Below are 6,615 nucleotides of genomic sequence, written 5' to 3' on the forward strand. Positions count from 1 at the left end.
GCGTGAGGAGCATAGCCAATTCTTGATTTTTTGGTTCTTTTGGATCAAGCCAAAAGAACAGAAAGAAAAACCTTATAAGATTCTGAAAAGGTCAATTGATAAATCATGTCCAATTTCGTTTTAAACCCAAAAAAAGAAATTCAATAACCCCCATTTCTTTCCAAAAACTAAATCACTATTTTCAATTCATGAACCGAAGACCATTTTTACAAAAGCTCAGCCTTTTGAGCTCTTCCCTTTTTGCCATGCCATTTCTCTCCTACGGAAAATTCGACTTCCCCAAAGCCACCCGACTGAAGTTTATCACAGCTTCTGACGGACACTGGGGCCAACCCAACACAGACTTCGAAACCTCCCACCGCAACCTGATCGAGGCCATCCATCGGGAAAAAGACGTGGACTTTGTGGTCTTCAACGGGGACTTGATCCATGACGATCCGGCCTTATTGCCGGAAGTAAAAAAGGTCTATGACCAGCTGCAGGTACCCTATTTTGTCACCAAGGGGAATCATGATCGGGTGTCTGAAGGAGAATTTATGCGGATCATGGGACAGCCGGCGGATTACAGCTTTATCACCAAGGAGGATTATGGCTTTCTGATGCTCAACTGCTCCAATGAGGCCGGAGATTATCTATGTGCAGATCTGGAATTCACAAAGCTGATCTTGGAGGAATACGCCAAGCTCTCCCAGGTCTTTATTTTCGTCCATATCTCCCAAAACGACTGGACCCGACATGGGGTGGACTGCAAACCCTTTTTGGATTTGATTACCTCCTATCCCAATGTTCGGGCAACTTTCCACGGGCATGACCACGATGTGGACGGGCAGATGATTTATCAAAAAAAGCCCTTCCTCTGGTCCGGTCACTTTGGCGGCAGCTGGGGCAATCCCTTCCCCTCCTACCGGGTCTGTGAAGCGGGAGAAGACGGGAAAGTCATTAGCTATCTAAAAACTGTCAAGGACGGGACTTTGCTGAATGGGCATACGCTCTAAAACCCTTAGAACCACTCGTGTAAATACCCAGTAGTGGGTATTTTTTGGATTGGGAAAATGGCCTTATTAGGAAAAAAAACAAAAAAAACCGTGTTTAGCGATCCAAATCAGGAAAATAAGCACGGAAAACCAGTGCAAATAAACAAGTTAGCCGTCAGTGTAAACGCCAATCGCACAAACAGCACATTTGGTTTTTCCCAACACAAAAGCCAACACTGAAAAACCAAAAGAGCTGTTTTTTACCAACGCTCTAAGTAAATGATTAATATGAGTAGACTGCAAACAATAGAAAATCGACTGAAAGAAATTAACGGAACTGTTTTTCAAGAGCTTTGCGATAGTTATTTAACTGTTAGAGATAATAATTACCTTGCTATATCAAGGACAGGAAGTCAAACAGGAAAACAAAAGACAACAAAAGGAACTCCTGATACTTTCTTTCAATTACCTAACGGAAATTTTTTGTACTCTGAAATAACAACGGATACAAGTACAAAAAACAAGCTTGCCAATGACATAAATGCTTGTTTTGACCCAGACAAGACGAAAATCCCTGTTGAAAAAATTCAAGAAATCATTCTTTGTTTCAATTGGAACATAGACCAAGAAAAAATAACCGAATTAAATACACTTGCCCAAAGCTATAAAGCTGATATTAGAATTCGTTATTTGATGCTACAAGAACTAGCTTTAGAACTTCACTTAAATCATAGAGATTTAGCTCATCATTATTTAGGACTACCTTTAGACACAGGTCAAATAGTTTCGATAGAAAACTTCATAAAGGAGTATGATAGAGCTTCAAAAGGTATTGCAACACCATTAAACAATACATTTTTACATAGAGAAACAGAACTCAAAGAATTAAGTAATGCAATAGATAGTCACGATTTTATAATACTTACTGGAGCACCAGGAGTTGGAAAAACAAAGCTAGCACTTGAAGTTATCAATAATTATTTGTCAAAAAACAATGCTTTTCAGGCTTACTGTGTTTCTTACAAAAGCCATACTCTGCTTGACGATTTGTACCAATATTTTGATGTAGACAAAGATTATATACTTTTTGTAGATGATGCAAACAGAATTGATGCATTTGAACAAATAACAGGTTTTTTCAAAGCCAATAGAAACGGAAAACTTAAGATTATAATTACAGTTAGGGATTATGCGTTTCAAGAAATTGGTAGAAAATGTCAAGAATTTTCAACTCAACGAATAGACTTGTTCAAGCTATCAGATGAACAAATTATTGACATAATAAAATCTGAGCCATTTGAAATATTAAACCCTGATTACCATAAAGAAATAGTAAGAATTTCTGATGGAAACCCAAGATTGGCTATAATGACATCGCTTTTAGCTAAACAAGAACAAAATTTATATGCTCTTCACAATGTATCCGATTTATTTGAAAAGTATTTTTCAACTTTCATCAAAGATGATGGTGAGTTTGAAAGCCCTTTAAACATGAGATGTCTTGGACTAATTGCTTTCTTTTATACTATTCCATATAAAAATAGAGAAGTAACAGAATCAATTTTAAAAGAGTTTGATGTGTCATATAATGATTTTATTGACATAATTGACACTCTCGACAAATTAGAGTTGGTGGAAATTCAATTTGAACACGTGAAAGTGCCAGAGCAAAATCTTGCGACTTTTTTCTTTTATAAAGCATTTATCAAAGACAATTTACTTTCATTCAGCACTCTCCTAAACAACTACTTTGAGAATTATAAAAATAGATTTACAGATACTATAATTCCAGCCAACAATACTTTTGGTCCACAAAATGTAATGGACAAAATTAAACCCGTCTTGGTAAATTATTGGAAGCACATTAGTTCTGACAGCAACAAATCTTTTGATTTTCTCAATTCATTTTGGTTCTATTTACAAGACCAAACTCTAGAGTTTACTTATCAGCAAATAGAGGCAATTCCGAAAGCAGAAGAAACTAAATACGATACTTCTTATGAAACAAATCAGTTCAATTATGACAAGGATGAAATCATTGAATTACTAGGTAATTTTTTTCGTCTTAATAGCAAGAATTTAGAGGATTCAATCGAATTATTATTTGAGTATGTTTCCCGCAAACCAGATAAATTACCTGAATTAATACATAAAATAAGGGAATTACTAATTTTTGATAAGGATGATGAATACTCGAACTTCTATCGGCAAAGAACTCTTTTTGATATTCTAGTTGAAGGAGTTGAAAAGAATGATGAATTACTTTCTACATCCTTTTACGAACTAGCTAAAACTTTCCTATCTCATAAATTTCAGCAATTTAAAGGAGGAAGAAAAAATAGTTTTATTCACTATCAGTATCCAATTCCAAACAATAAGACTATTCAGGAATTCAGAACTAAAATTTGGAATACTTTAGAAAGTAGTTTTGGCTCACGACCTATAATGGCTTTTAGTCTTTTAAAGAATTATTCAAGAGTTCATCCAGATGTCAATGAAGAGATAATGTCATTCGACATTCCATTTGTACTGAATATAATTGACAAACATTTAACCAATGAAAATTTTGAGCATTGTAAATATGTTCAAAACCAAATAAGATGGTTTAGAAGACACGATTTTGATTTACCTGAATTCTCAAATCTAACTAACAGGTTTGTTAATGAAACCTACTTAGCTTTTTTGAAAATTGATTGGGACAGATTTAGAGATAAGGAAATGTATGAATTTGATGATTTTCGAGAATATGAGCGATTAAAAGAGGCGGAAATAAGAAGCTCATTCATTTTAACCAATGAGGACGAAATCAACGATTTTTATGATACTTTCATTTTACTCAGGAATTCAGCGGACAATAATTGGAATTATAACAATGCACTAGATTTTGTTATTGACGAAAATTGCACAAAAAACCTAATAATAGGTCTTGCTTTGCTTACGAAAGTAATTGAAAATGATAATCTGGTTAACTATGTTCCTAGAGTTACCTTTAGAAATCAGTTGAAAGTTGAAAATGCGGTCAATCAAATTTGGGAACTTATTCAGCAATCACAATTTGAAAATAAAGAGCTTTGGGAATTATCATTTTATGATTACATAGATGATACTTTAATCAATGATGAACTAGCAGATTCATTGATTAAAACAATTTCAAAAATGAATAAACCCAATACAATTCATTTTGACAGACTTGAGCGATTTTTAAAAGTAAAGCCAAACCTGTTTCAGTTAATTTTAAAATTAATTACAGATAAAAACGAAAAGGAAGGTTCACGATTACAAGTTTGGATGGATTTTTTCAGCAAACACTTTGAAAGTCTTGGAGATGACATTGAGTTGATTAAAAAAGCTTATATCCAACAAAATCTTATTCAACATCATTTTGATTATCAAGGCCAAGGATTTTTGAAAATATTAAAGGCTGATAAAAATTTCTTAATTGAGTTTGTTGAAAGTCTATATTCTTCCACTGAAAGACATAGTCTTGGTGGTGACCATAGTGATATGAGTTATGTATGGAATATAGATAATATAGAAGACACGCTTATCCAAGTATTTGACTTAGTAATTGAGAAAGATTTATACTTTGGCATTTTGGAGCATTACTGCAATGTATTCTTTAGAAATCTTAAAGAAGAATATAGATTGAGAGCAGATAATTTCATAAGACAATATGTAATCGATAGTAATACTGATTACAAAAAGATGCAAATAGTTGTTGACCTAATCAGACACACAAGAAAAGAATTGTTTGAAGAGATTTTCCTATTATTCATTTCATTAAATCAAGATAAAGAAACTTTTAGCAGGTTAATGTGGAGAGGAAATGGCGGGACTTATTCTGGAGATGTTATTATTGGAGACATCCAAGCCTCAGAATGGAGAAATTTATTGGAAATCACTAATAAATCGGATGTGGGAATTAAGTTGATTCCTATAAAAACCTATATCAATGAACAAATTGAATCTTGCTTAAGAAGTGGAGATTGGGAAAGACAAAGAAAGTTTTTGAGAAAGGACTTTTGAATAACCAACGCTTAAAGCCATACATATTTGCAATTCGCCCAAGCCAGCACACGAACCCAAAATTGCAAAAAAGTATGTCTTTGCCAACGCTTTCGGACGGACAGAAAAGAACACCGAACGGCTAACACTTATACGCAAGCAGGGGTTTCGTGCTTCGTAGGACAGGAAAGTGGTAAATTTGGAGTTCAGTTCTTCGTAGGAAGTTCAGTGGTTAAAAACCCTGCCTGCGTATAGCTGAGAACCGTTACGCCCCTCCAGGACTATAATACCCAGCAACCCCGAGTTTATCCCCCTGCTTCTGGCTTAAGAGGAAAAAAGGCTCTTTGCTGGAATAGAACATTTCTAACCCACCTTACGCTTTCAACACGCTCCGCAAAACCCTTGCAGTATTGTCGATCATAATTTTCTTCACCTCCTCTTGGGAGAGGCCTCGTGACCGGAGTGCGCTTGCCAGCCCCGGGATTTGCCGATAAGTATCCAGAACGGGTTTAAAATTACTGTCCATGTCGGTGCCGATGCCTACATGCTCGATGCCGACTACCTCCACCAAGCGAAGGATATTTTCCACATACTCCTCAAAGCTCTTGTTAAAGCCGGAAGGCCAAGCGCCAATTACTCCACCCGTTTGCGCAATAAGTTTGGCATGTTCAAGGGAGATTGCTCGTGCACCGATAGGACGGTCAGCCTCCATTTTTAAAATGCTGTGCGAGAGAATGATCGGAGCTTGAGTAAGGTCAGCTACATCCTGCACGGTTTTATAGGAAGCATGCGCCACATCAATCACCATCCCCAGGGCATTCATCTTCCGGACCACTTCCTTTCCTAAGGGAGAAAGGCCATTATGCAGAGCCTCGTGCGTTTGTAAATCCCCCAAGGGATTGGGTGCATAATGCACCAGTTGGATCGAGCGAATCCCATCCGCGTACACTTCCTCGAGTTGATCAGCCGCTTCCAGGAAATCTCCCCCTTCGCAACTCAAGAATCCTGCGGTCTGATTTTTTTCAAGGGCTTGGATTAAGTCTTGGATTTGTTTGGCAGGGCTTATGGAATTCCTTGAAAACAGATCATTTAGCGTAGCCACTTGGCGCTTGTATTCCTTCCAGCCTTCCCCTTTTGAAAACATTCCGGTAGGGACAATGCCGGTTTCCGTTCGTTTCAGCAAGGGTCTGTCCATGACCATACTCAGAAACACGCCGGAAACATGACCGGATTGCATGTCAGCGATCGTTTTCGCCACACCTTCATCTCCCGGATAGGTATCCGTTCCCTTCATAAAGAAATTTCCGGGGTGTGCATGAAGGTCGAAGACTGGGAATACCTCCATTTCCTTTTCGTCACGAGCTAAAAAACTCATTCCAGTAAAGGAAAGGCCGGCTAAGGCAATGGCTTGTCGAAGAAATTCTTTGCGGGTAGTCATTGAAACAAGATACAAAAAGGGGCTTTCCTTCCAAAGGAGCCATTGGGGCTAATAAGGCCTGCCTCCATTTACACACCAATTGTACCTCCTACGCTTTTTCCTCTGGTACTTTTGAAGGCCAAAAGTACCCAAAAGCCTTGGCCCCGGTCTTTGTTTCCATCCAGCATCGTTTCGACTAAAAGAAAGTCCCTTTTTGGA

Annotated in this window: 3 protein-coding genes; 2 read left to right on the forward strand and 1 reads right to left on the reverse strand. The window is 37.3% G+C overall.

Features of this window, described 5'->3' with window-relative positions; translation table 11 throughout:
- The first annotated feature begins 188 nt into the window (after window positions 1-188).
- Complete coding sequence (locus tag G458_RS0119230) at window positions 189-995, forward strand: metallophosphoesterase family protein (protein WP_026953346.1); 807 nt, start codon at window positions 189-191, stop codon at window positions 993-995.
- A 267-nt stretch (window positions 996-1,262) separates the two neighbouring features.
- Entirely contained in the window at window positions 1,263-5,000 is a 3,738-nt protein-coding gene (locus G458_RS0119240; protein WP_026953348.1) for an nSTAND3 domain-containing NTPase, read from the forward strand.
- Window positions 5,001-5,352: 352 nt separating this feature from the next.
- On the opposite strand, the gene G458_RS21585 is transcribed toward G458_RS0119240, so the two are convergent.
- Window positions 5,353-6,417, reverse strand: a complete 1,065-nt coding sequence (locus G458_RS21585; RefSeq protein WP_051287463.1) for a dipeptidase — start codon at window positions 6,415-6,417, stop codon at window positions 5,353-5,355.
- Window positions 6,418-6,615 lie beyond the last annotated feature (198 nt).

It is taken from the genome of Algoriphagus mannitolivorans DSM 15301 (assembly GCF_000429425.1).
Classification (GTDB): Bacteria; Bacteroidota; Bacteroidia; order Cytophagales; family Cyclobacteriaceae; genus Algoriphagus; species Algoriphagus mannitolivorans.